This is a genomic window from Stenotrophomonas sp. 22DLJC03 (assembly GCF_056861405.1).
Map to the genome: position 1 here is coordinate 175193 of NZ_JBSPUG010000003.1, position 24494 is coordinate 199686.

Annotated in this window: 20 protein-coding genes; 9 read left to right on the forward strand and 11 right to left on the reverse strand. The window is 68.1% G+C overall.

All coding sequences use genetic code 11. The annotated features are described in order from the left end of the window. Positions 1-3 precede the first annotated feature (3 nt). Positions 4-3153 (forward strand): multidrug efflux RND transporter permease subunit SmeB, encoded by a 3150-nt coding sequence (gene smeB / locus AC13GA_RS11505; RefSeq protein WP_191850236.1) that lies wholly within the window; start codon positions 4-6, stop codon positions 3151-3153. Then, positions 3150-4565: a multidrug efflux transporter outer membrane subunit SmeC gene (gene smeC / locus AC13GA_RS11510; RefSeq protein ID WP_482998164.1), complete on the forward strand. Its 1416-nt coding sequence runs from the start codon at positions 3150-3152 to the stop codon at positions 4563-4565. Before smeB ends, smeC begins: the two co-directional genes overlap by 4 nt. A gap of 162 nt (positions 4566-4727) precedes the next feature. On the opposite strand, the gene mnmG is transcribed toward smeC, so the two are convergent. Further along, complete coding sequence (gene mnmG / locus AC13GA_RS11515; RefSeq protein ID WP_295376509.1) at positions 4728-6617, reverse strand: tRNA uridine-5-carboxymethylaminomethyl(34) synthesis enzyme MnmG; 1890 nt, start codon at positions 6615-6617, stop codon at positions 4728-4730. 547 nt (positions 6618-7164) lie between these two features. Further along, entirely contained in the window at positions 7165-7650 is a 486-nt protein-coding gene (locus tag AC13GA_RS11520) for a hypothetical protein (RefSeq protein ID WP_012512405.1), read from the reverse strand. 159 nt (positions 7651-7809) lie between these two features. On the opposite strand from AC13GA_RS11520, the gene AC13GA_RS11525 reads away from it, so the two are divergent. Then, on the forward strand, positions 7810-8772 hold the full coding sequence (locus AC13GA_RS11525; RefSeq protein ID WP_482998165.1) for a pyridoxal-phosphate dependent enzyme: 963 nt from the start codon (positions 7810-7812) through the stop codon (positions 8770-8772). Beyond that, positions 8757-9401, forward strand: a complete 645-nt coding sequence (locus AC13GA_RS11530; protein ID WP_041864602.1) for a YdcF family protein — start codon at positions 8757-8759, stop codon at positions 9399-9401. The genes AC13GA_RS11525 and AC13GA_RS11530 overlap by 16 nt, the downstream gene beginning before the upstream one ends. Before the next feature lie 204 nt (positions 9402-9605). Here AC13GA_RS11530 and bioC read toward each other — a convergent pair whose 3' ends face one another. The 5 genes from bioC to bioB all read right to left on the reverse strand — a co-directional run bounded on the left by bioC (position 9606) and on the right by bioB (position 14443). After that, positions 9606-10490: a malonyl-ACP O-methyltransferase BioC gene (gene bioC / locus AC13GA_RS11535; protein WP_337302343.1), complete on the reverse strand. Its 885-nt coding sequence runs from the start codon at positions 10488-10490 to the stop codon at positions 9606-9608. 12 nt (positions 10491-10502) lie between these two features. After that, positions 10503-11282 (reverse strand): SDR family oxidoreductase, encoded by a 780-nt coding sequence (locus AC13GA_RS11540; RefSeq protein ID WP_428709787.1) that lies wholly within the window; start codon positions 11280-11282, stop codon positions 10503-10505. Positions 11283-11311: 29 nt separating this feature from the next. After that, positions 11312-12091, reverse strand: coding sequence for a pimeloyl-ACP methyl ester esterase BioH (gene bioH / locus AC13GA_RS11545; RefSeq protein WP_428709788.1), 780 nt, complete (start codon positions 12089-12091; stop codon positions 11312-11314). Between the two features lie 17 nt (positions 12092-12108). Further along, complete coding sequence (bioF, locus tag AC13GA_RS11550) at positions 12109-13332, reverse strand: 8-amino-7-oxononanoate synthase (protein ID WP_482998166.1); 1224 nt, start codon at positions 13330-13332, stop codon at positions 12109-12111. 67 nt (positions 13333-13399) lie between these two features. Continuing rightward, the gene (gene bioB / locus AC13GA_RS11555) at positions 13400-14443 is read right to left on the reverse strand and encodes a biotin synthase BioB (RefSeq protein WP_482998167.1); all 1044 of its coding nucleotides are present in this window, start codon (positions 14441-14443) and stop codon (positions 13400-13402) included. A 203-nt stretch (positions 14444-14646) separates the two neighbouring features. Here bioB and AC13GA_RS11560 point away from each other — a divergent pair, with 203 nt between their 5' ends. The 5 genes from AC13GA_RS11560 (at position 14647) to AC13GA_RS11580 (ending at position 19286) form a co-directional block, all read left to right on the forward strand. Then, the gene (locus AC13GA_RS11560; RefSeq protein ID WP_478474253.1) at positions 14647-15999 is read left to right on the forward strand and encodes a chloride channel protein; all 1353 of its coding nucleotides are present in this window, start codon (positions 14647-14649) and stop codon (positions 15997-15999) included. Positions 16000-16254: 255 nt separating this feature from the next. Further along, the gene (locus AC13GA_RS11565) at positions 16255-17424 is read left to right on the forward strand and encodes an L-dopachrome tautomerase-related protein (RefSeq protein ID WP_482998168.1); all 1170 of its coding nucleotides are present in this window, start codon (positions 16255-16257) and stop codon (positions 17422-17424) included. Positions 17425-17519: 95 nt separating this feature from the next. Continuing rightward, the gene (locus tag AC13GA_RS11570) at positions 17520-18209 is read left to right on the forward strand and encodes a ComF family protein (RefSeq protein ID WP_295380157.1); all 690 of its coding nucleotides are present in this window, start codon (positions 17520-17522) and stop codon (positions 18207-18209) included. Positions 18210-18267: 58 nt separating this feature from the next. Further along, complete coding sequence (locus AC13GA_RS11575; RefSeq protein ID WP_021203354.1) at positions 18268-18819, forward strand: HdeD family acid-resistance protein; 552 nt, start codon at positions 18268-18270, stop codon at positions 18817-18819. Next, complete coding sequence (locus tag AC13GA_RS11580) at positions 18816-19286, forward strand: SecDF P1 head subdomain-containing protein (RefSeq protein ID WP_482998169.1); 471 nt, start codon at positions 18816-18818, stop codon at positions 19284-19286. Before AC13GA_RS11575 ends, AC13GA_RS11580 begins: the two co-directional genes overlap by 4 nt. Positions 19287-19337: 51 nt before the next feature. Here AC13GA_RS11580 and AC13GA_RS11585 read toward each other — a convergent pair whose 3' ends face one another. The 4 genes from AC13GA_RS11585 to AC13GA_RS11600 all read right to left on the reverse strand — a co-directional run bounded on the left by AC13GA_RS11585 (position 19338) and on the right by AC13GA_RS11600 (position 24486). Continuing rightward, positions 19338-21140: an MFS transporter gene (locus tag AC13GA_RS11585; RefSeq protein WP_482998170.1), complete on the reverse strand. Its 1803-nt coding sequence runs from the start codon at positions 21138-21140 to the stop codon at positions 19338-19340. Positions 21141-21229: 89 nt separating this feature from the next. Beyond that, complete coding sequence (gene nagA / locus AC13GA_RS11590; protein WP_482998171.1) at positions 21230-22345, reverse strand: N-acetylglucosamine-6-phosphate deacetylase; 1116 nt, start codon at positions 22343-22345, stop codon at positions 21230-21232. Next, positions 22342-23118 (reverse strand): DeoR family transcriptional regulator, encoded by a 777-nt coding sequence (locus AC13GA_RS11595; RefSeq protein WP_014038836.1) that lies wholly within the window; start codon positions 23116-23118, stop codon positions 22342-22344. Before AC13GA_RS11595 ends, nagA begins: the two co-directional genes overlap by 4 nt. Before the next feature lie 33 nt (positions 23119-23151). Then, complete coding sequence (locus AC13GA_RS11600; protein ID WP_482998172.1) at positions 23152-24486, reverse strand: D-tagatose-bisphosphate aldolase, class II, non-catalytic subunit; 1335 nt, start codon at positions 24484-24486, stop codon at positions 23152-23154. Between the last annotated feature and the right edge of the window lie 8 nt (positions 24487-24494).

Here is a 24494-nt window from a genome sequence, read left to right on the forward strand (position 1 = left end):
CGCATGGTTCGCTTCTTCATCGACCGGCCGATCTTTGCATGGGTGATCGCCATCGCGGTCAGCCTGCTCGGCCTGCTCGCGATCCTGATCCTGCCGGTGGACCGCTACCCGCAGATCGCCCCGCCCACCATCACCATCCGCGCCACCTACACCGGCGCCTCGTCACAGACCGTGGAAAACGCGGTCACCCAGGTCATCGAGCAGTCCCAGCAGAGCCTGGACCACCTGATGTACATGACCTCCACCAGCGCCTCGGACGGCTCGGCGCAGGTCAACCTGGTGTTCGCTACCGGTACCAATCCGGACACTGCACAGGTGCAGGTGCAGAACCAGCTGCAGGCGGCTATGGCGACGCTGCCGCAGGCGGTGCAGCAGAACGGCCTGACCATCACCAAGTCCAGTGGCTCGATCTTCGAGGTGCTGTCGTTCACCAGCGAAGACGGCAGCATGGACAACTTCGATGTCGCCAACTTCATGGAAGCGCGCATCGACGACCAGATCAGCCGTGTCAGCGGCGTCGGCAACATCCAGCCGATCGGCCAGGAATACGCGATGCGTATCTGGCTGGACCCGGAGAAGATGCGCCAGTACGCGCTGATGCCGTCGGACATCGAAACCGCACTGCAGGCGCAGAATACCGACGTGTCGGCCGGTGAACTGGGTGGCCAGCCGGCGCTGAAGGGCCAGCAGCTGGACGCCACGGTTACCGCGCGCAGCCGCCTGCACACGCCCGAGCAGTTCGCGCAGGTGGTACTCAAGGCCGATGCCAATGGCAGCGTGGTGCATCTGGGCGACGTGGCGACGATCGGCCTGGGCCCGGAGAGCTACGACAGCATCAGCACCTTCAACGGCAAGCCGTCGGCCTCGCTGGGCATTGAACTCAATGCCGGTGCGAACGCGATCGCCGTCTCCAAGGCCATCGATGCACGGCTTCAGCAGCTGCAGAAGTACTGGCCGCATGGCTACACCGCCCACGTGGCATTCACCACCACGCCGTTCGTGACCATCTCGCTGAAGGAAGTGGTGATCACCCTGATCGAGGCGATCGCACTGGTCGTGCTGGTGATGTACCTGTTCCTGCAGAACTGGCGGGCCACGCTGATCCCGACCATCGCGGTGCCGGTGGTGCTGCTGGGCACGTTCGGCGTGCTGGCCGCGTTCGGCTATTCGATCAACACACTGACCATGTTCGCGCTGGTGCTGGCCATCGGCCTGCTGGTGGACGATGCCATCGTGGTGGTGGAGAACGTGGAGCGGGTGATGACCTTCGAAGGGCTGGCACCGAAGCCGGCCACGCTGAAGGCAATGGGCCAGATCACCGGTGCGCTGGTCGGCATCGTGCTGGTGCTGACCGCGGTGTTCCTGCCGATGGCGTTCTTCAGCGGTGTCACCGGCGTGATCTATCGCCAGTTCTCGGTCACGATCGCTGCTGCGATGATCCTGTCAGTGCTGGTGGCGATGACCATCACGCCGGCGCTGTGCGGCAGCATCCTGCATCAGATTCCCAAGGGCGGCCACCCACATGGTGACCACGGCGGCGAGCCGAGCCTGCTGGGCAAGTTCTTCATCTGGTTCAACCACCGCTTCGAGCGCACCTCCAATGGCCTGCGCCATCGCGTCGATGGTTTCCTCGGCCGGCGCGCGCTGGGCGTGCTGTTCTACCTGGTGCTGACCGTGGCCACCGGCCTGCTGCTGTGGCACCTGCCGGGCGCGTTCCTGCCCGATGAGGACCAGGGCATGCTCAACGCGCTGGTGAAGCTGCCGGCCGGTTCCACCCTGGAGCAGACCCGCGCGGTGATGGATCGCCTCAGTGCCGCCGCGGTGAAGGACAACAGTGTGCTGTCGATCCAGGCAACTGCCGGTTTCAGTGTTACCGGCAGCGGCCAGAACGTCGGCCAGGCCTTCATCCGGCTCAAGGATTGGGATGACCGCAAGGACGATGCCGATACCATCGCCGCGCGGCTGACCGCAGCCATGGCCAGCGTGCCCGATGCGCAGGTGTTCATCACCTCGCCACCGGCCATCCTCGGCCTGGGCGATGCCGGTGGTTTCACCCTGGAACTGCAGGACGAAGGCGGTGCCGGCCATGCCGCCGCCGTGGCCGCGCGCAACACGCTGCTGAAGGAAGCCGCCAAGGACCCGAAGCTGGTCAACGTGCGCTACGCCAGCCTGGAAGACGCGCCGGTGTACGCCGTGAAGGTGGACGACGCCAAGGCGCAGGCCATGGGCGTGAATCCGCAGGACATCAATGACACCCTGAACGCGGCGCTGGGCGGCGACTTCGTCAACAACTTCATCTACAAGGGCCGCATCAAGAAGGTGTTCATCCAGGGCACCGCTGAAGCACGCATGCAGCCGCAGGATATCGAGCGCTGGAGCGTGCGCAACCAGGCCGGCCAGATGGTGCCGCTGTCGTCGCTGGTCAGCAGCCACTGGACCAGCGCGCCGGCCGCGCTGCAGCGCTACAACGGCGTATCGGCGATGGAAATCACCGGCCAGCCGGCGCCAGGCGTCAGCTCTGGCGAGGCGATGGCCGAGATCGCGCGCCTGGCCGACACACTGCCGGAAGGCTTCAGCCATGCCTGGTCGGACATGGCCTACCAGGAGCAGCTGTCAGGCAACCAGGCGCCCATGCTGTACGCCATCTCGCTGCTGTTCGTGTTCCTGTGCCTGGCCGCGCTGTATGAAAGCTGGGCGGTGCCGTTCGCGGTGATGCTGGCGGTGCCGGTGGGCGTGTTCGGTGCCGTGCTGATGATGAACCTGCGTGGCCTCAACAACGACGTGTACTTCCAGGTCGGCCTGCTGACCACGATTGGTCTGGCAGCGAAGAACGGCATCCTGATCGTCGAGTTCGCGCGCATCCTCGAACAGCAGGGCAAGAGCACCCGCGAAGCGATCCTGCAGGCGGTCTATCTGCGGTTGCGGCCGATCGTGATGACCTCGCTGGCGTTCCTGATGGGCGTGTTGCCGCTGGTGTTTGCCACCGGCGCCGGTTCGGCCGCGCGCCGTTCGCTGGGTACCGGCGTGGCCGGTGGTACGGTCGCCTCGATGGTGCTGGGCATGTTCTTCGTGCCGTTGTTCTACCTGGTGGTGCGCCGCCTGTTCCCGGGCCGCGCGCCGGCCGAAGCCACTGCCGCGGAGGCAAGCCCATGAAGCCGATGCTGCTGCGCGCCCTGGCGGCCGCAACGATGACCACCGTGCTGGGCGGCTGCGTGAGCATGGCACCGCACTACCAGCGCCCCGAGGCGCCGGTGCCGGCACAGTTCGGCAATGCCGCCACGGGCGAGGCCGGGCCGGCACTGGCGATGCCGGCCTGGCGTGAGGTGTTCCTGGAACCGCGCCTGCAGCAGGTGATCGCGCTGGCGCTGCAGAACAACCGCGACCTGCGCGTGGCAGTGTTGCAGGTGGAGAAGGAGCGTACGCAGTACCGTATCCAGCGCGCGGCGCTGCTACCGTCGGTGGATGCCAGCGGCAGTGTCACCCGTTCGCGGGCGAGTGATGCCAACAGCGAGACCGGTGCCACTCAGGTGACCGAATCCGATGCGGTGCAGGTGGGTATCAGCAGCTGGGAACTGGACTTGTTCGGGCGCATCCGCAGCCTGAAGAACGAGGCCCTGCAGAACTGGCTGGCCAGCGCCGAGAACCAGCGCGCCGCGCGCACCAGCCTGGTGGCCGAAGTGGCGACGGCGTGGCTGGCGCTGGCGGCGGACGAGCAGTCGCTGGCGTTCACCCGGCAGACCCTGGACAGCCAGCAGCAGACCCTGCAGCGCACCGAGGCCCGCCATGCACAGGGGTTGGCCTCGGGCCTGGACCTGTCGCAGGTGCAGACCAGCGTGGAAGCCGCGCGCGCTGCGCTGGCCAGGCTGCAGACCCAGCAGGCGCAGGATCGTGATGCGCTGCAGTTGCTGGTGGGCGCTCCGCTTGACGCGGCGTTGCTGCCCAGCGCGCAGGCGCTGGATGGCACCGTGGCGCTGGCACCGCTGCCGGCCAACCTTCCCTCAAGCGTGCTGCTGCAGCGCCCGGACGTGCTGTCCGCCGAGCACGCACTGCAGGCGGCCAATGCCGATATCGGCGCTGCGCGCGCCGCGTTCTTCCCGACGCTGACGCTGACCGCCAACTACGGCCACAGTTCCACCGTGTTGTCGACGCTGTTCTCGGCCGGTACCCGCGGTTGGTCGTTCGCACCCAGCATCACTGCGCCGATCTTCCACGCCGGCGCGTTGAAGGCCTCTCTGGATGCCTCGAAGATCGGCAGGGACATCGGTATCGCGCAGTACCAGAAGGCGATCCAGCAGGCCTTCAGTGAAGTGGCCGATGCGCTGGCCACGCGTGATCATCTGACTGCGCAGATGGAAGCCCAGCGTGCGCTGGTCGCCGCCAGCCAGCGCAGCTACACGCTGGCCGATACGCGTTACCGCACCGGGCTGGACGGCTACCTGCAGGCGCTGGATGCACAGCGCAGCCTGTATGCCGCGCAGCAGGACCTGATTGCGTTGCAGCAGCAGGAGGCGGGCAACCGGGTGACGTTGTTCAAGGTGCTGGGAGGTGGCGCCGACGCACGGTAACGCGCTTGCGCGGGTGTGTGCGTCTTCCGCTCCGGTGGGTGCCGACCTTGGTCGGCACGGAAGCATGCGATCAGATGATTCGTGCCGACCAAGGTCGGCACCCACCAGGGCAGAGCTATGTGCCGACCAAGGTCGGCACCCACCAGAAGCAGGTGCGACCGCTTACGCCACGCGGCCGCGGCGTGCGCGCTCCAGGTGCACCAGCAGCAGCGAGATCGCCGCGGGGGTCATGCCCGGGATGCGCTGCGCCTGACCGATGGTCTGCGGCCGCACGCGCTCCAGCTTCTGCAGTGCTTCGGCCGACAGCCCGCGCACGGTCGCGTAATCGAAGGCCTCAGCGATCGGCGTGGCCTCATGCCGCTGCTGGCGCTCGATCTCCTCGCGCTGGCGATCCAGGTAACCGGCGTACTTCACGCCGATCTCCACCTGCTCGGCCACCTTGCCGTCGGTCACCGCCGGGCCCAGCGAGGGCACCTGCATCAGCTTGGCGTAATCCAGCTCGGGGCGCTTGATCAGGTCCAGTACGTTGGTTTCGCGGCTGACCGCCACGCCCAGCGTTTCGTTCACTTCGCGGCCCAGCGCATTGGCCGGGGTCGCCCAAAGCGCGCCCAGTCGCGCGCGCTCGGCGTCCACCGCCGCCTGCTTGGTCTCGAATGCGCTCCAGCGACGATCATCGACCAGGCCCATCCCGCGGCCGACCGGGGTCAGGCGCTGGTCGGCGTTGTCTTCGCGCAGCTGCAGCCGGTACTCGGCGCGGCTGGTGAACATGCGGTACGGCTCGTTGGTGCCGTGGGTGATCAGGTCATCCACCAGCACGCCCAGGTACGCCTCGTCGCGGCGCGGGCACCAGCCCTCCAGCCCGCGCACCTGGCGCGCGGCGTTGAGGCCGGCCAGCAGGCCCTGCGCGGCCGCTTCTTCATAGCCGGTAGTACCGTTGATCTGGCCGGCGAAGAACAGGCCGTTGACCAGCTTGGTTTCCAGCGACGCCTTCAGGCCGCGCGGATCGAAGAAGTCGTACTCGATCGCATAGCCGGGGCGGGTGATGTGCGCGTTCTCGAACCCGCGGATGCTGCGCACCATCTCCAGCTGCACGTCGAACGGCAGCGAGGTGGAGATGCCGTTGGGGTAGATCTCGACGATGCCCAGGCCTTCGGGTTCGACGAAGATCTGGTGGCTGGCCTTCTCGGCGAAGCGCACCACCTTGTCCTCGATGGACGGGCAGTAGCGCGGGCCGATACCTTCGATCTGGCCGCTGTACAGCGGCGAGCGATGCAGCGCGTCGCGGATGATCTGGTGGGTCTGTTCGGTGGTGTGGGTGATCCAGCAGCTGACCTGCTGCGGATGCTCGTCCACCGAGCCGAGGAAGGACATCACCGGCCGCGGCGTATCGCCGGGCTGCTCGTCCATCACGCTGTAGTCCAGCGAGCGGCCATCGATGCGCGGCGGCGTACCGGTCTTCAGGCGGTCGACCTGGAACGGGCGCTCGCGCAGGCGCGCGGCCAGCGTGGTGGCCGGCGGGTCGCCCATGCGGCCGGCGGCGTACTGGGTCGGCCCGACATGGATCTTGCCGGCCAGGAAGGTGCCGGCGGTCAGCACCACGGCCTCGGCGTCGAAGCGCAGGCCGGTCTGGGTGATGACCCCGCGCACGGCGTCACCCTCGATCACCAGATCGTCTACTGCGGCCTGGAACACGGTCAGGTTGGCCTGGCCTTCGACAATGGCGCGGATCGCCATGCGGTACAGGTTGCGGTCGGCCTGGCAGCGGGTGGCACGCACGGCCGGACCCTTGGAGGCGTTGAGCGTGCGCCACTGGATGCCGGCGCGGTCGGCGGCATGCGCCATGGCACCGCCAAGGGCGTCGATTTCCTTGACCAGGTGGCCCTTGCCGATGCCGCCGATGGCCGGGTTGCAGCTCATCGCGCCCACCGTTTCGATGTTGTGGGTCAGCAGCAGGGTGCGCACGCCGGTGCGGGCCGCGGCCAGCGCGGCTTCGGTGCCAGCGTGGCCACCGCCGATGACGATGACGTCGTAACGATGGAAGGACGGGTTCATGGGGGCTGTTCAGATGGGGGCGGGCGCGGCCGGGGGCGGCGCCGGGGTGGCGATTTTAGCGCCATTCCGGGCCGGGACGTCGTCGCCAGCCGCCCGGCGTCGAAATCAGCCCTAAAGTTGGCAGGATTTTTGCAGATAACCCAATAGCACCCACCGTGGCTGGCGCCGTAGGCGCCCGTGACCGGAATTGGAACAGGGGCCGGTACAGGCGCACGGTGGGGGAGCAGGGGGCCGGCAGTCGGGGGACTGTCCGGCCCTGTTTTTTTGCTCTGTCGGGAAGGCGCCATCCACGCATGGCATGGATCTACTGAAGCCGGGGCTGTCGCCGGTTGGCGACCCGTCAAAACAAACGGCCCCGCATTGCGGGGCCGTCTGCCTTCAGAGGTGCCGACATCCGACAGGGCCGGAACAGGGGGGATCCAGATGTTCCTGTCGGATATCGACGTAGAGCTTTTTGCGGCGGCCCGTGTCGTTTTTGTCACTTTGTGACGCGGGCCGTCACCATCCCCGTAGATTGCGGCTTAGACCGTGTGAAATGCAAGACGGTTCAGCGCTCAACTGTGCGCTGCGTCCCACGATCCATGTTGCGCCAGGGGGAACCGTTCATCCTCGGTGCGCTCGGCGCCGGCGCCGGACGCGCCTGCGGCGGGGGCGCCGACGGCTGCACGTTGGACTGCGGCGGGCGTCGCATCGAATCCATGTTCCGCCACGGCGAACCCCCGTTGTAGGACGGGCGCGACGGCGGCGGACGGTTCTCGCCGCCATTGCCCGGACGCGGCGGCGGGCGGTGGTTGTGCGGCGGGCGGTAGATCGGGCGCGAGTAGTACGGATTGCCGTAGCCACCGTAGTAACCGCCATAGCCGCCGTAGTACGGGTAGCCGGAGTTGTAGGGATAGCCGGCCGGGTAGCGGTATTCCACCGACGGCGCACCGTGGTAGTAGCCGCCACCGCGGCCACCGCCGACGTAGTCGTAGGTGGTGCAGCCGGTGAGGGCCAGCATCAGGCCACCGGCAAGCATCAAGCGCGTTTTCATGGTGGGTCCCCCCAGAGGACGGGTGTGCAGTCAGCTTCGTGCGCGGGCATTGAATCGACCCTTAATTCCACCGGCCAGGATGAATGGAGGTGAAGGCCCGCATGCTGGCATGACCTGTGCCCCGGTCGCCAGCGCGGGGGCATACGTTAATCTTGCGTCATGAGCGATTCACTGTTGCCCCGCGCCGACGACGTCCTGCTTGCTGCCGCGAGGATCGCCCCGCATGCCAGCGTGACCCCGGTGCTGCGCTCGCACACGCTCGATGCGCTGGCCGGGGCACAGCTGGCCTTCAAGGCCGAGCACCTGCAGCGCGGTGGTGCGTTCAAGTTCCGCGGTGCCTGCAATGCGGTGTGGTCGCTGGATGCCGGTCGCGCCGGTGCCGGCGTGGTGACCCATTCCTCGGGAAACCATGGCGCCGCGCTGGCGCTGGCCGCGCGCACCCGTGGCATTCCCTGCCATGTGGTGGTGCCGGAAGGCGCGGTGGCGGCCAAGCTGGCCAATATTGCCCGGCATGGCGCCACGCTCTGGCACTGCCCGCCGACCATCGCCGACCGTGAAGCCACCTGCGCCAAGGTACAGGCTGATACCGGCGCAACCTTGGTCCATCCCTATACCGACCCGGCGGTGATGGCCGGACAAGGCACCGCTGCCCTGGAGCTGCTGCACAGCGACGGCCCGTTCGACGTGCTGGTGGTGCCGGTGGGCGGCGCCGGCCTGGCCACCGGCACTGCGCTGGCCCTGCAGCACGCCAGCCCGCAGACCCGGCTGGTGCTGGCCGAACCGGCCGGCGCCGATGACACCGCGCGCTCGCTGGCTGCAGGCGAGCGTCTGGGCGCGTTCACCCCGGACACCATCTGCGATGGCCTGCGCACGCTGATCGGCGCGCCCAACTTCGCGCTGCTGCGCGCGGCCGGCGCCGAGGTGATCGTGGTCGACGACGCGTCGACAATGGCCGCGATGCGCCTGTTGTGGGAGGTCCTCAAGCAGGTGGTCGAACCGTCCTCGGCCACCGTGCTAGCCGCAGTGCTGGCGCAACCTGAGCGCTTTGCAGGGCTGCGCGTCGGGCTGGTGCTGTCCGGTGGCAACGTCGACCTGCCAGCGCTGCGCTGGGGGGCGCCGTGAGCCGCGACCGGCAGCGGCATCGCACCGGCCTGCTGGGCTGGCTGTGGCGGCTGTTTGTCCTGCTGGTGATCTGGCTGCTGGGCGTGACCGCGTGGATCGTGTGGGTTGGTGAACGCGACCAGGCCGCCAAGGCCGACGCCATCATCGTGCTTGGTGCGGCGGCCTATGACGCCAAGCCATCACCGGTGTTCGAAGAGCGCATCCGCCACGGCCTGGACCTGTACGAGGCCCGCTACGCGCCGCTGCTGATCTTCACCGGTGGCTATGGCGGCACCGGTGCACGCTTTTCCGAATCACAGGTGGCGCGGCGCTACGCGCTCAAGCACGGCATCCCGGACGATGCGATCCTGATCGAGACCGCCTCGCGCAACACCGTGCAGAACCTGGTCGAAGCCAAGCGGTTGATGGAGCAGCGTGACCTGCACCGGGTGATCATTGTCAGTGACCCGCTGCACATGGCGCGCGCGCTGCGACTGAGCAAGGCACTGGGGATCGACGCGCTGGCCTCGTCCACGCCCAGCACGCGCTTCCGCAGCTTCCACACCAGCTGGCGCTTCCTGGTGCAGGAGATCTACTTCTTCCACCGCGATCTGGTGCGCCCGCCGCTGAGTTCGCCGGCCAATACCTGAGGCGGAAGCCTGTTTTGGGTGGGTGCCAACCTTGGTTGGCACAATGCCGGCCGCAACGCGATCTGACGTGCTGTGCCAACCAAGGTTGGCACCTGCCAGTGCGATTCGCGTACGGCGTGGAATGCGGTAGTGCCGGCCGCTGGCCGGCAGATGTCCAGCATGGAATCATGAGATTGCCGGCCAGCGGCCGGCACTACCGGACGATCAGGTCTGCCTGCGCCGGATCGGAATCGCCGACACCGGTACCGATGCCACGTCATGCCCACCTTCGCGGATCGGCGCGCCCGGGTCCGGCGCCCAGGCGTGGGCATAGATCACTTCCCAGCTGCTCGGCAGCTTGCCGTCGGCGCGGCGCATCGGCTCGTAGGCGGCCGCAGCAGCAGCGAAGCGGCCACGCCCGGTCAGCGTGTGGCGGCGGTCGACGCGGGCATTCGTTGCGCCCATCGCACGCAGTTCGCGCATCAGCGAGGGCAGGTCGTCGTAGGTCAGGGTGAACAGGTCGCGGTCCAGCACCGGGTCGCGGAAGCCGGCCATCATCAGCGCATCGCCGAACTGGGCGATCTGCGCGAAGCGGCTCACGTGCGGGCGGTCATCGGCAGCGGCGAATGCCTCGTTGAGTTCGATCAGGGTTTCCGGGCCGAAGGTCGAGCACACCAGCAGGCCGCCTGGTTTGAGTACGCGGCGGAACCCGGCGAACACCGCCGGCAGGTCGTCCACCCACTGCAGGCACAGGTTGCTGAAGATCACGTCCACGCTGTTGTCGGCCAGCGGCAGCGCGGCGGCGTCGCCGCACAGGCGCTGGAACGGCTTCCACCAGCCAGCCTGGCGCTTGGCCTGGTCCAGCATCGGCAGCGCCACGTCCAGCGCGATCACCTGCGCCTTCGGCCAGCGCTTCTTCATCAGCGAGCTGGCATGACCGGTACCGGCGCCGATATCCAGCACCACCTCGGGCTTGCGCGCCTCCAGGTAGTCCAGCGATTCGATCAGCCGCGATTGCACTTCGCGCTGCAGGGCGGCGGCGGCATCGTAGCTGTTGGCGGCGCGGGCGAACGCGCGGCGGACATGGCGGGCATCGAAGTGGGACGGCATTGCAGGAGTCTCTTAGAACGTACCGGGGTAGGCGCCGCCATCGATCAGCAGGTTCTGCCCGGTGAGGTAACCGGCCTGTGCGCTGCACAGGAAGGCGCAGGCGGCGCCGAACTCATCCGGCGTGCCGAAGCGGCCGGCGGGGATCTGCTGGCGGCGGCGTTCGGCCACTTCGCCAGCATCGCCGTCCTTGCCCGCACTGTGGGCGAAGTTGGCACGCAGGCGGTCGGTGTCGAACTGTCCGGGCAGCAGGTTGTTGATGGTGACGTTGTGGGCCACGGTGCGGCGCGACAGGCCGGCGACGAAGCCGGTCAGGCCACTGCGCGCGCCATTGGACAGCGCCAGGATGTCGATCGGGGCTTTCACCGCCGATGAGGTGATGTTGACGATGCGGCCGAAGCTGCGCTCGATCATCGCGTCGACGGTGGCGCGGATCAGCGCGATCGGCGCCAGCATATTGGCGTCCAGTGCGGCGATCCAGTCATCGCGCTCGAAGGTGCGGAAATCACCGGGCGGCGGGCCACCGGCGTTGTTGACCAGAATGTCCACCTGCGGGCACGCGGCCAGCGCCGCGGTACGACCGGCCTCGGTGGTGACGTCGGCGGAGACCGCGCGTACTTCAGCGGCGCCGGACAGCGCGCGCAGTTCCTTGGCAGCCTGCTGCAGCGCCGTTTCGCCACGAGCCACGATCACCACGTTGACGCCCTCGCGCACCAGCGCACGCGCGCAGCCCAGACCCAGCCCCTTGCTTGCGCCGCAGACCAGTGCCCAGCGGCCATTGATACCCAGATCCATGCGTCAGTCCTGCGGAATTCGGAAGGCGCTCATTGTCCGCCATCGGCCGGTGACAGGCCGGCAACGAAGTGTTGCAACGCGGTGGCCACCTCATCGGCATGGCCGAGGAAGGGCGCGTGGCCGCCATGGGCGATGGTCAGCGCCTGTCCGCCCGGGGCCAGCGCTGCAGCGGCCTGCATCGCCGACGGCGACACCAGCCGGTCGCGTTGGCCGGCGATCCACAGGCTGGGCTTGCCCAGCGTCGGCAGCGCGCCACGCAGGTCGGCGCTTTCCAGCAGCCGCAGGCCCTCCAGCAGCGCGCGTTCGGTGGGCGCACCGCGCTCGACCAGGCGCTGGCGCAATGTGCGCAGCTCCTCGCGGGCATGCGCCGAGCCCATCACGTCCAGCGCCAGGAAGCGTTCCAGGGTGCCGGCAAAATCGGTGGCCAGTTCGCGCCCGAACTGCTCGAACACTGCCGGTTCCACCGCGTGCGGCCAATCTTCGCCACGTACGAAGCGCGGTGTGGCGGCGATCATCGCCAGCCCACGCACCTTCGGCAGCGTCGCCGCCGCGTGCAGCGCGAACAATCCGCCCAGCGACCAGCCGCACCACACTGCCGGTGGCGTGGCCGCAGCAATCGCGTTGACCACGAACGGCAGGCGCAGCGGCGTGGTGTCGTCGCGGCTGTGGCCATGGCCGGGAAGGTCGACCAGGTGCAGGGTGAACCGGTCCGCCAGGCGCTGCACCAGCGGTGCGAACACGCCGCCCTGCAGGGCCCAGCCGTGGATCAGAACCAGGTCCGGCCCGCGGCCGGTGACTTCAATATGCATGGGGAACTACACGGAACTCAGGCAAAAGCGGGCAGCGGCGGTGGCGCGGTTTCACGCACGGCCAGGGTCACGCGGTCGCGCGCGCTGGCGATGGCCTCGACCAGGCCGCGCACCTGTTCCGGCGTATGCAGTGCGGACAGCGTGACGCGCAGCCGCGCCTTGCCTTCCGGCACCGTCGGCGGGCGGATCGCACCGACCAGCCAGCCGGCCTGTTCCAGCGTCGTGGACATCGCCACGGCCGCGTGGTCATCACCGCACAGCAGCGGTTGGATCGGTGTATCCGAGGCCATCAGGTCCAGCCCATGGCGACGGGCTTCGCTGCGGAACAGCGCGATCAGGTCGGCCAGCTTGGAACGGCGCCAGTGGTCACGGCGCGCCAGGCGTACCGCTTCCAGTGCGGCAGCGGCCATCGCCGGTGGCACTGCGGTGGTGTAGATGTAGGGGCGTGCGGTTTCGGCCAGGTGCTCGATCAGGTCGTCGCGGCCCAGTACCAGTGCGCCGGAACCGCCCAGCGCCTTGCCCAGCGTGACCAGCTGCAGCGGCACATCGTCCACGCCCAGACCAGCGGCCGCGACGGCGCCGCGGCCATCACCGACCACGCCTACACCGTGTGCGTCATCGACGTAGAACAGCGCCTGCTGCAGGCGTGCCACAAGCGACAACGCGCGCAGCGGTGCGATGTCGCCATCCATGCTGAAGACACCGTCGGTGGCCAGCATCGCCGCGCCATCCGGCGCGTGCTTGAGCTGACGCATTGCGCCCTCCGCATCCAGATGCGGATAGCGGCGCAGGCGTGCACCCGCCAGCCGCGTGGCATCGAGCAGGCTGGCGTGGTTGAGCTTGTCCTGCACGCAGACGTCGTTCTCTTCGCTCAGCAGCGCCTGCTGCACCGCCAGGTTGGCGGCGAAGCCACTGCCGAACAGAAGCGCACGCGGATAGCCCAGCCACTCGGCCACTTCGCGTTCAAGCGCTTCGTGCATGGCGTGATGGCCGCAAACCAGGTGCGAGGCACCGGCACCGGCACCCTCACGCGCCGCGGCGTCCTGCAACGCGTTGACCACGCTGAACTGCTGGGCCAGGCCCAGGTAGTCGTTGCTGCAGAAGCCCGTCAGCCACTGGCCGTCCACCTCCAGGCGCACGCCATCACGACGGGTGACCGTGCGTCGCGGGCGGCGACGGCCTTGGGCATCGCGCAGGGCGCGTTGGGCGTGGAGGCGGGCGGTCAGGTCGGGGCGGGCCATGGCGGCTGAATGCGACGACGGGGCGGCTAGGGTAGCGCGTTGCCGCGACGCCTGCCTGCATCCCGTCTCAGGCCGCGTGAGCGCAGCCACAGCCGGGCGTATCGGCGCTGATATCGGCGTGCACGGTGCCGCCGTGGTCGTGGCCCTCGGCATCCACCTGCACCGCCATCGGCTGCAGTCCCAGCCGCGCGAACAGCGCCAGGTCGCGCTCGCTCTCCGGGTTGCCGGTGGTCAGCAGCTTGTCGCCGTAGAAGATGGAGTTGGCGCCAGCGACGAAGCACAGCGCCTGCAGTTCATCGCTCATCGCCTCGCGACCGGCCGACAGCCGCACCATCGAGCGCGGCATGACGATGCGTGCCACCGCGATCATGCGCACGAACTCGAACGGGTCCAGTTCGGCGCTGCCATGCAGCGGCGTGCCCGCCACCTGCACCAGCTTGTTGATCGGCACCGAATCGGGGTGTGCCGGCAACGTGGCCAGCGCCAGCAGCAGGCCGACGCGCTGCGCCCGCGTCTCGCCCATGCCGACGATGCCGCCGCAGCAGGTCTTCAGGCCGGCATCGCGCACGTGCTCCAGCGTACCCAGGCGGTCCTGGTACTGCCGCGTGTGGATGATTGAATCGTAGTAGTCCGGCGCGGTATCGAGGTTGTGGTTGTAGTAGTCCAGTCCGGCGTCCTTCAGCGCACGTGCCTGCTCGCCACTGAGCATGCCCAGCGTGGCGCAGGTCTCCAGGCCCAGTGCCTTCACCCCGGCGATCATCGCCGCCACCTTCGGGATGTCGCGGTCCTTTGGTGAACGCCACGCGGCGCCCATGCAGAAGCGCGACGCACCGGCGGCCTTGGCCTGGCGTGCCTTGGCCAGCACCGCATCGGTCTCCATCAGCTTCTGCGCGTTCACCCCGGTGTTGTAGCGCTGCGCCTGCGGGCAGTACGCGCAGTCTTCCGGGCAACCACCGGTTTTCACCGACAGCAGCGTGGAGACCTGCACCTGCGAGGGGTCGAAGTGCTCGCGATGGACCGCTGCGGCGCGGAACAGCAGCTCGGGGAACGGCAGATCGAACAGCGCCTGCAGTTCGTCGTGTTGCCAGTCGTGGCGGATGGCAGCAGCCATGGCGGGACCTTGGGTACGAGTGGAGCGAGGGCGGCAGTGTGGGTGGGTGCGTCCGGACTGTCAACCATCTATTAATCAAAATGGTTTACATCCGGGCCGTTCAATCAAGTCCGAAGGATGCGCCGCATTTCACCGCATCCTGCAAGGCCTCCGGCCACAGTGGCCGCTGCCCAACGCAAGCGCTGGCGCGCAGACTCTTTCCCATGATCGATCTTTACCGCCTCCGCGGCCGTATCACCGCGCTGGTTCTCAGCGAGGCCTGGCGCCGCCGCGCCGCGCTCTGGGGCGGCGCCGTGGCCGTGGCACTGGTGGCGATCCTGTTCGCCAAGGCCAGCGACGCCGCGTTCCACCTGTTCCAGCGCATCACCTCGCACTCGCCGTGGTGGGCCCTGCTGCTCACGCCGGGCATCTTCGCGCTGTTGGCCTGGCTGACCGCGGGCGTGCTGAAACCCACCCGCGGCAGCGGCATTCCGCAGGTCATCGCTGCGCTGGACAAGCCAGATGAGTCGTTCCGGAAAACCAACCTTTCGCCTGCGGTGTCGGCCGGCAAGTTGCTGCTGACCTCGTTGTCGCTGCTCGGCGGCGCCTCGGTCGGGCGCGAGGGGCCCACCGTGCATGTGGGCGCGAGCCTGATGTATCTGTTCGGCCGCTGGTTCGGCTTCAAGGATCCACGCGAGCTCTCGCACTTCCTGCTGGCGGGCGGCGCGGCAGGCATCGCGGCGGCGTTCAACACGCCGCTGGCCGGTATCGTTTTCGCCATCGAGGAGCTCAGCGGCCGCTTCGAACATCGCTTCTCAGGCACCTTGCTGACCGCGGTGATCGTCGGCGGCGTGGTATCGCTCGGACTGCTGGGCAACTACACCTACTTCGGCCATGTAAGCGCGCGGCTGCCGCTGGGCCAGGGTTGGCTCGCGATCCTGCTGTGCGGCGTGGTGGCCGGGTTGCTGGGAGGCCTGTTCGCGCGTGCGGTGCTGGCGAGTGCGGCGGGCCGCCCGCGTTGGCTCGGGCAACTGCGGCAGCGGCATCCGGTTCTGTTGGCCGCAGGCTGCGGTCTGGTGGTGGTGCTGCTCGCCCTGGTCTTCGGTGAAGGTGCGTTCGGCACCGGCTACGAGCAGGCGCGCAGCCTGGTACAGGGGCAGGCGATGGTCGGCCACGAGTTCGGGTTGATGAAGCTGCTGGCGAACCTGGCGTCCTACGTGGCGGGCATTCCCGGTGGCCTGTTTTCGCCGGCGCTGGCGGTCGGTGCCGGACTGGGCCACAACCTGGCGGTCCTGATGCCCGGCGTGGACCCGCGCGCGTTCGTGCTGCTGGGTATGTGCGCTTACCTGACCGGCGTTACCCAGGCCCCGCTGACGTCGGCGGTGATCTCGCTGGAGCTGACCGACAGCGGCGATCTGCTGCTGCCGATCCTGGCCACGGTGCTGATCGCGCGTGGCGTGTCCGGGTTGGTGTGCCGCGTGCCGATCTACCGTGGGTTGGCGGAGTTGTTGATGGTGCCTGCGCCTGCGCATGAAGATGCCGAGGACCGCGGCCGGGACACCACCGCGGGGCGTTGAGCCTCTTCCGATCCGCTGCTGTGCTTCATCGCGCCGGAGCGATGCACGGTCAGGGCGCGCGGGCCAATAGCGTCAGCCGTCGCGAGCGTTGTCGATAGGTATCGCCCATTGCTGTGATCAGCGCGATCAATCCGCCTTCCATCTTCACTTTTGCAGTGAAGCTGATTTCCCGTTGCACCGTCTAGCCGATGCCAGGTGCGCCGCTGAAGATGCATACACGCCGGGGCTGCACCCGGACCTGCATCGAGAGCAACCATGATCAACTGCCGTATCCGCCGTCTGGCGGCTGCCGTGCTGGCCCTGGCCAGTTCCCCCGCGCTGGCGCTGGCGGGCACTCCTGTGCTGCCCAGCGAACGCAGCATCGGTGTCATTGAGCCGGTGGCGCGTTTCGAAGGTGCTATGCCCACCAGCGTGGCGGTGTCTGAAAGCGGACGCATCTTCGTCAACTTCCCGCGCTGGGGCGATGAGGTGCCCTACAGCGTGGCCGAGTGGCGTGATGGTCACGCCGTGCCCTATCCGGATGCGCGCATCAACCGCAAGGACGGTCCCGATCCGACGGCCCACTTCATCAGCGTGCAGAGTGTGGTGGCCGATGGCCAGGGCCGGTTGTGGGTGCTGGATACCGCCGCGCCCGGGTTCTCTGCGCCGCAGGCCGGTGGCGTCAAGCTGGTGGCGATCGATCTGGCCACCAATACCGTGGCCAGAACGCTGGTGTTCCCGGCCAACGTCATCGACGCGCGCACCTACGTCAACGATGTGCGCTTCGATTTCCGTGTCGGCCGCGAGGGCGTGGCCTACGTGACCGACTCGTCGCTGAGCGGAATCGGCGGCATCATCGTGATCGACCTCGCCACCGGCGCCGCGTCCAAGCGCCTGGTCGGTCATGTGTCCACATCGGCGGATCCGGCATTCGTACCGATCGTGGAAGGGCAGCAGATGCGACTGCGCAATCCGGATGGTTCGACGCAGCCGTTCACCGTGGCCGCCGATGGCATTGCCTTGTCGCCCGATGGCGGGACGCTGTTCTATACCCCGTTGTCCAGCCGTCATCTGTACAGCGTGCCCACCGTCTTGCTGCGCGACCCCAAGGTAAGTGAAGCGGCGTTGGCTGCGGCCGTGGTCGACCTGGGCGACAAGGGCGCCTCCGATGGGATGGAAATGGATGCCAACGGCCGGCTGTATGCGAGCGACTACGAGCACAACGCCATTCATGCCCGCGATGCGGATGGACGATGGACGACCGTGGTGCACGATCCGCGCATCCTGTGGCCGGATACCTTGTCGATGGGACCGGACGGCTACCTGTACTTCACCGCCAACCAGCTGCATCGGCAGGCCGGATTCAATGGTGGCGTTGATCGCCGGCAGACGCCGTACATGGTGTATCGCACCCGGGTGGATGCGAAGCCTGCGCCAACGCGGTGAGGTGATCGGGGCAGCGGGTGGGCGACAAAACTCCTACGGCTCGTTGAGGACACACCCGATGGCGACGCGCTGACGGCTGCGTCACGCTGAAGCGCATGTCTGTTTTCTTCGACGCGGGCCGCCACGTGCAGGCAGCACTTCGCGTGCTGCTACCACTCCGTTGCCTGGTCTGCGGTGACCCGGGCCACGATGGGCTCGATCTCTGCGGTGCCTGCCTGGCCGGACTGCCCTGGGCTGGCCGCGCCTGCCTGCGGTGTGCACTGCCGTTGCCGGACAACGCGTTGATCGTCTGCGGTACCTGCCGTGAGGAAGCACCGCCGCAGGCCGCCACGCATGCCAGTCTGCTGTACCTGCCGCCGGTCGACCAGCTGCTGGTGCGCTACAAGTTCCATCAGGACCTCGCCGCCGGTCGCCTGCTGTCACAGTTGATGCAGCGGGCACCGCCGCCCTGGTCATGCCCACCGCTGGTGCCGGTGCCGTTGCACGGGCGCCGCCTGCGCCAGCGCGGTTACAACCAGGCGGCAGAACTGTGCCGCCTGCTGCCGATGCCGGTCTGGCAGGGGCTGTACAGGCGGCGCCACACCGCGCCCCAGTCCGAACGCACGGCCGAACAGCGCCGGGAGAACCTGTTCGATGCCTTCGATGTACGCCGTCCGGTGCCACCGCGACTGACGGTGGTCGATGACGTGATGACCACCGGCAGCACGGTGATGGAGATTACCGAAACGCTGCGCTGCGTGGGAGTTGGAGAGGTGCGCGTATGGGTGTGCGCGCGGGCGCCGTGATCGTCCTCTTCATCCACAGGGGCTAGGATGAGGCCGGTTCCGGATCGAAGGAGTGGCCATGAATTCCCCCTTGTCTCCCTTGCTGTCGGCGGTTGGGCGCAGCTGGTGGATCCTGCTGCTGTACGGGCTCGTCGCACTGGGTTTCGGCATCGTTGCCATTGGCTGGCCGCTGTCCGCGGCGATGGCACTGGCGTGGACACTGGGCGTGATGGCCATCGTTGAAGGTGTCATCAGCCTGTTCGCACTGATCAGCGGCGGCAGCGGTGCCTCGCGTGGGTGGTTGGCGCTGTATGCCATCGCCTCGCTGGGCTTCGGCATCCTGGCGGTGATCAATCCGCTGGCCACCGCCAGCGTGCTGGTGCTGTTCCTGGCAGCGTGGCTGCTGGTGGCAGGTATCTATCGCATCGTGTTCGCGATACGCGTGCGCAAGCAGATCCAGGGCGAGTGGCTGCTGATCCTCAGTGGCGTGCTGGCGGTGGTGCTGGGCCTGCTGTTTGCGGCCAATCCGTATGCAGGCGTTGCGGTGACCACGCTGTGGATCGGCATCGGCAGCCTGCTGTATGGGCTGCTGCAGGTGCTGGTGGCATTCAAGCTGCGGAAGCTGAAGTGAGGGCTGCGCTTCCGCTGTTGCTGGGCATGGCGTTGATCCTGACCGGATGCATGCCGGGCGCCACACCCGGTGCCTGGGCAGGCAAGGATCATGCGCCACGACCCGGAGTGGATGTGCGCCTGAGCGCGGTCGATGCAGCCGGCAAGGGCACGCCGGTGCAGTGGCAGGGCGAGACCCTGGCCCTGCGCGAGCCGCCGATTGCCGGCAGTGCCGACATCGCCGATGTGCGCTATGTGCTGGACGCCGGCCAGCAGCCGGGTCTGCAGATCCGCTATCGGCCCGAGGCACATCAGCGCATCCACGATGGCACCGCTGCCTTGGTGGGCCAGCGTGCGGCGCTCAGCGTGGATGGCCGCGTGCTGATGGTGGCGACCGTGCAGGGGCCATTCGGTGAATCGATGATGCTGAGCGGGTTGTCCAGCGTTGCCGAAGCGCGGGAGCTGGCGAAGCACATCACTGGCGAATGACGGGCGCGCCATGAACCCGCGCTATGCGCGGAGGTCGACCAAGGTCGACCGCTACCGGGCGAAGCGGGCTTCGATCTCTTCCAGCGACTTGCCCTTGGTCTCTGGCAGCCAGAATGCGGCTACCAGGAAGAACACGAAGGTGCACGCCGCCCAGAACACGAACATGCTGGCGTAGCCGTAGTGGCCCACCGTGGGCAGGAAAATCGCGGCGATGGTGGTCGACACGAACTGGTTGATCAGCAGCGCGATGCTCATGCCATTGGAGCGGATGCGGTTCGGCATCAGCTCCGACAGCGCCAGCCACACGCATACGCCGGGGCCGACCGCGAAGAACGCGACGAACACCAGGATGCAGGCGGCCACCGCCCAGCCATGCGCCGGCGGCGGTACCGGGCCGATGCGGGCCTGTTCGATGCGCAGCGGCGCCTGCGCTGCAGCGGCCGGGTCGGCGAACGGGTTCAGGTGCAGTTTGCGGAAGAACGCGCCGATGACGCTGTCCGGCTGCACGGTGCCGGCACGCTCGATGCGCAGCTCGCGGTCGGTCAGGTTGTCGCTGCGCAGGGCACGCACATTGGTGAAGTCACCGTAGGCGTAGGAGACGGTCAGCTGCATCGGCCGGCCTTCGCTGTCGATGCCAGCGCCCAAGCGCTGCCACTGCGTATCGTCCAGTACCAGCTGCAGGCCATCGCCGCTGACCGCCGCCTGCAGCTGCGGCTGCACGTCGGTGCGACCGCGTTCGGCCTGGAAGAACAGCGTCGCCGCTGCCAGCAGGGCCACGCAGATGCCGCCACTGCCAAGCATCAGCAGGAACTTGCGGCCCTTGCGGTCGACCAGCAGCAGTGCGACCACGGTCATCACCGCGTTGAGCAGCTTGATCGCCACGTCGGCGCCATTGGCCACCGAGCCGGACAGGCCGGCCTGGTTGAGGATGTTCACCGCGTAGGCCAGCACCGAGTTGATGCCGGTGGCCTGGGTGCAGGCCAGCACTACGCAGGCGAGCAGGAACGGCACCACATAGCGGCGGCTGAGCAGCGGGTCGCGCTTGCCGCTGCTGCTGCTCGATTCCGGCGCCTGGATCTGTGCGAGCGTCGGCTCGACCTCCGAAGCGGGCAGCACACGCTGCAGGCTGCGGCGGGCATCATCGATGCGGCCGCGGCGCACCAGCCAGCGCGGTGATTCGGACAGCCAGAAGATGCCGGCGCAGAACAGCAGGCCCGGTGCCAGGCAGGTCCAGAAGATGGTGCGCCAGGCGTGGTCCTTCACCGTGAACAGCTCCTGCGCCTGCTGCGCCACCGGCAGCGAACGCACGGCTTCAGCGGCGGCATCCACCGCATGCGCGTGATAGAGGCCGATCAGGGCCGCCAACACCAGGCCGATGGTCAGCAGCAGCTGGAACATCGCCGCGCCGCGCCCGCGTCGTTCCGGGCTGAGCACTTCGGCCAGGTACAGCGGAATCACCACGCCGATCAGGCCGCCACTGATGCCCTGCAGCAGCCGGCCGAGCAGCAACGGCGTGTAGCCCGAGGCCAGCGCCATGATCGGAATCGAGGCGGTGAACAGCAGGCCGGCCAGCAGCATCGCGCCGCGGCGGCCGATCAGGTCGGCGACCATGCCGGCGAACAGCGAGGACAACACGCTGCCGAGCAACACCGCCGCCACGACGAAGCCGAGCTGCTGGCTGCTGAGCTGCCAGGCGTGGCTGGCGGTGGCTTCAAGATAGGGCAGGGCACCGGCGATGATGCCGATGTCGATGCCGTACAGCAGGCCACCGAGGCCGCCGATGAAGAGCAGGTAGCGTACGGGCCAGCGCGGAGCGGTGGAAGCGGGTACGGCAGGTGCAGTGGCTGCGGTCATCGACTCGTTCCTGGACTAACGGGATGGTGCGTGGCTGATGCAATGCGCTTGCGCGCCTTGTGTGCGGCATCCGGGCCGCATGGCCTGTGTCAGTTCAAATCGACCACGCGTCCGCCCACCACCACCTGCTGCAGGCGCAGCTCGGCGTCCAGCACCACCAGGTCGGCGCGGGCGTCGGGCGCGATGCGGCCGCGATCGTCCAGGCCGAGATACGCGGCGGGGAAGGTGGAAACACGCTGCGAGGCATCGGCAAGGTCCAGGCCCACACGCACCAGGTTGCGCAGCGCCTGGTCCATGGTCAGCGCGCTGCCGGCCAGCGAACCGGTCGCCAGGCGCACGCAGCCGCCGCACTTGTGCACGCGCTGTTCGCCCAAGGCGTACTCACCATCGGGCATGCCGGTGGCGGCGGTAGCATCGGTTACTGCGTACAGGCGCGGAATCGCGCGCGCGGCCAGGCGGATCACGCCGGGATGGATGTGCTGCAGGTCGGGGATGATCTCGGCGTACTGCGCATGTGCCAGTGCCGCCGCCGCAATGCCCGGGCGATAGTGATCGACGCCGGTCATGCCGTTGAACAGATGGGTGAAGCCGGAGGCACCGGCCTGCAGCGCGGCCACGCCTTCCTCGTACGTGCCGGCGCTGTGGCCAAGCTGCACGCGGATGCCCATTGCCGAAAGCGCGGGAATCAGCGCGGTGTGCTCGCCGATCTCCGGAGCCAGCGTCATCACCCGGATCGGTGCCAGCGCATGCAGCTGCTGTACCAGCGCCAGCGTCGCCTCGATCGTACGATTGGGCTGCGCCCCCAGACGCTGCGGGCTGATGAACGGTCCTTCCAGATGCACGCCGGCAATGCAGGCGGCTTCGGCGTCGGGCGCCGCCATGGTGGCGGCAACACCCTGCAGTGCGTGCTCGATCTCGTCCAGGCCGGCGGTCATGGTGGTCGCCAGCAGCGTGGTGGTACCGAAGCGCAGATGGGTGCGGGCGATGGTGCGCGCCACGTCGCCGCCCTGCATCAGGTCCACGCCGGCGGCGCCATGCACATGCAGGTCGATGAAGCCGGGCAGGATCACCCGCAGCTGCAGATCATCGGCACCGCTGTGGTCGTCCACCTGCAGCTGGCGCACCTGCGAATCGAAGTGGACGTGGCCGCGTCGCCAGCCCAGCGGGGTGAGGATGCGGCCATGCAGGGTGCGGGTGTCGGTCATGCGGTGGGCTCGGCGATGATCACTTCGATGCCCAGCCGCTGCAGCCCCTCACGGGTCGCATCGTCGATGCCGGCGTCGGTGATGATGGCGTGGATCTGATCCAGGAGGGCGATGCGGTGCAGGCTGACGCGGCCGAACTTGGAGGCGTCGGTCAGCACCACGATGCGGCGTGCGCGCTCGACCATGCGATGGTTGAGGCGGGCTTCGGCTTCGTCGTGGGTGGTCAGGCCGAACTGCAGGTCCAGGCCATCCACGCCCAGGAACAGGGTGTCGAAGCTGTACGAGTTGAGGCTGGCTTCGGCCTGGCTGCCCTGCAGCGAAAGCGACTGCTGGCGCAGCAGACCACCGGTCAGCAGTACGGTAATGCCCGCCGCATTGGCCAGCTCCCAGGCGATGTTCAGGCCGTTGGTCATCACCGTTACATCGCGATGCGCGCGCAGGTGGCGGGCCAGGGTCATCGTGGTCGAGCCGGAGTCGATGATGATGTTGTCACCAGGCTGCACCAGGCGTGCGGCGCGCGCACCGATCGATTCCTTCAGCGGCAGGTTCAGCGCGTCCTTCTCGTGGATGTCCTGTTCCTGTGGAGGCGTGCGCACCAGGGTGGCGCCGCCGTGGGTGCGGTTGGCCAGGCCCTGCGACTCGAAGTGGGTCAGGTCGGCACGGATGGTCACCGCCGACACGCCAAAGCGCTCGACCAGATCGGCCACCTGCACCGAGCCGTGCTCGATCAGCAGCTGCAGGATCTGTTGCCGGCGGGAGCGGGTGTTGCGCATGGCCATTCTCGGTTTCGCGGGAAAAGGTAGAGATTAGCCGTTCGCAAGATCGGCGGCAGCCGAACCTGCGTTCTGCGCGCGGGTTCCGGCCTGGTTGGCGCTGCAGGCGCGGGCGTATTCGCCCAGGCACAGGCCGACGCGATGCTGCGCCAGCGCGGTGGGCGTATTGGCCAGGGTGCCCTCGCGCACGGCGCGGTACTGCTCCGGCAGATACTGGCTGAGCAGTACCAGCGGCGGCGCATGCTGTTCCAGGTTGGCGAACAGGGTCTGCACCGCCCGTACCAGCGCCGGCTCGCCCCAGTAGTAGCGGCAGCGGTCGCTGAAGGAATAGCTGCGCAGCAGGCGCAGCGCGGCGTCATCGCCCTGGTAGTAGGACTGCCAGTATTTCGGCTGCGCCAGCATCACCTCGTCCAGTACCTGCGGCAGGCGCGAGCATTGCGCGGCCGGCAGCAGCTCGGCTTCGATCGCGGCCAGCGCGAACAGCGCTTCGCGGTAGGCGAAGGTCGCCGCCGGGCCGACCTTGAGGATGGCGAAGTGGTCGCGCACCAGCGCGTGCAGGCCACTCTCGCGCTGGTAATCGGTGGAGTGCGCCTCGAACACGATGCGCGGTTGCTGTTCCAGGAAATCAGCCAGCGTGCTGGCGGCGGCCGCGTCGTACTCGTGCACGCTGCTGTGGTCGAAGTCCACGCCCGGCTGCACCACCATCGCGATCACGCGCTGCCACGCATCGCGCAGCTGCGGCGTGTCGAACGCCTGCTGGTGGATGGCCAGGGTCTGCGCGGCGGCGGCCGGCGTGGTGACCTGCAGGCCTTCGGCCAGCGAGGCTTCGCCACCGGGAATCGGCACTTCGGTACCGATCACGTAGACCGGCGGCGGCAGGCTGTGTTCGGCGGCGGTGCGTTCGGCGATCTCGGCCAGCTCGGCCGAACGCGCGGCGACGATGGCATCGGGCAGCGGCACCGGGTCATCGGCGCAGGACATGCTGCAGTCCAGGTGGATCTTGTGGAAACCGGCGGCGACGTAGGCTTCGATCAGCGCGCGCGCGTGGGTCATTGCTTCGGCGGCCGGGCGCTTCTGCCAGGCGTTCGGACCAAGGTGGTCGCCGCCCAGGATCAGCCGTTCGCGCGGGAAGCCTTCTTCATCGGCCAGCGTGCCGACGTAATCGCGGTACTGCGGCGGGGTCATGCCGGTGTAGCCGCCGAACTGGTCGACCTGGTTGGAGGTGGCCTCGATCAGCAGCACGGTGCCATGGGCCAGCGCCACGTGCATGGCCGCGCGCAGCACCTGCTCGTTGCTGCAGCAGACGCTGTACAGGCCGACGTTATGGCCGGCGCGGTGGGAAGCAAGCAGGGTCTGCAACGGGGACATGGTCAAGC

Coding starts and splice junctions, on each gene's coding strand:
- smeB (WP_191850236.1), top strand. CDS start 4: ATGGTTCGCTTCTTCATCGACCGGCCGATCTTTGCATGGGTGATCGCC.
- smeC (WP_482998164.1), top strand. CDS start 3,150: ATGAAGCCGATGCTGCTGCGCGCCCTGGCGGCCGCAACGATGACCACC.
- mnmG (WP_295376509.1), bottom strand. CDS start 6,617: ATGAACCCGTCCTTCCATCGTTACGACGTCATCGTCATCGGCGGTGGC.
- AC13GA_RS11520 (WP_012512405.1), bottom strand. CDS start 7,650: ATGAAAACGCGCTTGATGCTTGCCGGTGGCCTGATGCTGGCCCTCACC.
- AC13GA_RS11525 (WP_482998165.1), top strand. CDS start 7,810: ATGAGCGATTCACTGTTGCCCCGCGCCGACGACGTCCTGCTTGCTGCC.
- bioC (WP_337302343.1), bottom strand. CDS start 10,490: ATGCCGTCCCACTTCGATGCCCGCCATGTCCGCCGCGCGTTCGCCCGC.
- AC13GA_RS11540 (WP_428709787.1), bottom strand. CDS start 11,282: ATGGATCTGGGTATCAATGGCCGCTGGGCACTGGTCTGCGGCGCAAGC.
- bioH (WP_428709788.1), bottom strand. CDS start 12,091: ATGCATATTGAAGTCACCGGCCGCGGGCCGGACCTGGTTCTGATCCAC.
- bioF (WP_482998166.1), bottom strand. CDS start 13,332: ATGGCCCGCCCCGACCTGACCGCCCGCCTCCACGCCCAACGCGCCCTG.
- bioB (WP_482998167.1), bottom strand. CDS start 14,443: ATGGCTGCTGCCATCCGCCACGACTGGCAACACGACGAACTGCAGGCG.
- AC13GA_RS11560 (WP_478474253.1), top strand. CDS start 14,647: ATGATCGATCTTTACCGCCTCCGCGGCCGTATCACCGCGCTGGTTCTC.
- AC13GA_RS11565 (WP_482998168.1), top strand. CDS start 16,255: ATGATCAACTGCCGTATCCGCCGTCTGGCGGCTGCCGTGCTGGCCCTG.
- AC13GA_RS11570 (WP_295380157.1), top strand. CDS start 17,520: ATGTCTGTTTTCTTCGACGCGGGCCGCCACGTGCAGGCAGCACTTCGC.
- AC13GA_RS11575 (WP_021203354.1), top strand. CDS start 18,268: ATGAATTCCCCCTTGTCTCCCTTGCTGTCGGCGGTTGGGCGCAGCTGG.
- AC13GA_RS11585 (WP_482998170.1), bottom strand. CDS start 21,140: ATGACCGCAGCCACTGCACCTGCCGTACCCGCTTCCACCGCTCCGCGC.
- nagA (WP_482998171.1), bottom strand. CDS start 22,345: ATGACCGACACCCGCACCCTGCATGGCCGCATCCTCACCCCGCTGGGC.
- AC13GA_RS11595 (WP_014038836.1), bottom strand. CDS start 23,118: ATGCGCAACACCCGCTCCCGCCGGCAACAGATCCTGCAGCTGCTGATC.
- AC13GA_RS11600 (WP_482998172.1), bottom strand. CDS start 24,486: ATGTCCCCGTTGCAGACCCTGCTTGCTTCCCACCGCGCCGGCCATAAC.